Annotated in this window: 1 protein-coding gene; it reads left to right on the forward strand. The window is 68.0% G+C overall.

Features of this window, described 5'->3' with window-relative positions; all coding sequences use genetic code 11:
• Nucleotides 1-42 precede the first annotated feature (42 nt).
• Nucleotides 43-1,020 (forward strand): TonB-dependent receptor plug domain-containing protein, encoded by a 978-nt coding sequence (locus tag AX690_RS10625; protein ID WP_231732171.1) that lies wholly within the window; start codon nucleotides 43-45, stop codon nucleotides 1,018-1,020.
• Nucleotides 1,021-1,029: the final 9 nt, after the last annotated feature.

A 1,029-nucleotide genomic window follows, 5' to 3' on the forward strand; every position in this document is an offset into this window, starting at 1 on the left:
GTTCTGGGTTTGTGCTTTCAAGCGAGGTTTAGCGAACAAACCTTGAGGTGCCCCCTGGCCCGCATGACCGCCGAGACGCCCTTGCGCTACCGGTTTGTCGGCGCGCGCGGCGTGCGCGCCTGGATCGCGGCGCCGTCGGTCGCGCAGACGCAGACACCGCCCCGGCCGCTCGACCCGACCGAGGTCGAGACCATCGCCATCATCGGTCGCCCCTCCAGCCAGATCGCCGAGACCCTGCGCCGCAAGCGCGCGGCCGAGGTGATCTCCGACGGCGTCTCGGCCGAACAGATCGGCGACCTGCCCGCCGCTAACCTGGCCGAAGCCCTGCAGCGCGTGCCGGGCGTCGCCATCGAGCGCGAGGTCGGCGAGGGCCAGTTCGTCAGCGTTCGGGGCCTGGGCCCGCTGTTCCAGTCGGTGACGCTGAACGGCGCGCCGGTGGCGTTCAACGAGAACATCCGCAACTCCACCCAGAGCGGACGGCAGTTTCGCTTTCGCGCCCTGTCCGTCGACCTGCTGGCGGGCGCCCGGCTGGCCAAGTCCTCGACCGCTGACATGATCGACGGCGGCATAGGCTCCAATATCGATATCGAGACCGCCGGCGGCCTGGACGGCGGCCCCTTCCTCGCCCTTCGGGCCGGCGGCGAGATCGAGGAACGGACCGAAAGCCTGCGCCCCGACCTCTCGATCGCAGGCCGGATCGTGTCGCCGGACGGGTCCAAGGGCTTGGTCGCTGGGATTTCTCAGGAGGATCGCCGGGTCCGCTATGATCGCTTCCAGATCATGCGTTATGGCGCGTTCGCGGTGAGCGGCGCGCCTCTGACAGCGCCCAACGACGTCCGCACCACGGTTGAGCGCGAGGATCGTCGTCGGCGCAGCGCCTTTCTCGGCGCGGATTGGCGCGTTTCGCCGAACCTGAAGCTGGACTTCGACGGTCTGGTCTCCAGCTTCGACAACACCATCCGCGAGGATCGACTGTGTCCGCCGTCAGCGCCTTTGAGACAGATTGAGGGTTCCGTTTAGAGGAGGGTT

The sequence above is a fragment of the Caulobacter sp. CCH9-E1 genome (assembly GCF_001556515.1).
In the GTDB taxonomy this organism is placed as follows: Bacteria; Pseudomonadota; Alphaproteobacteria; order Caulobacterales; family Caulobacteraceae; genus Caulobacter.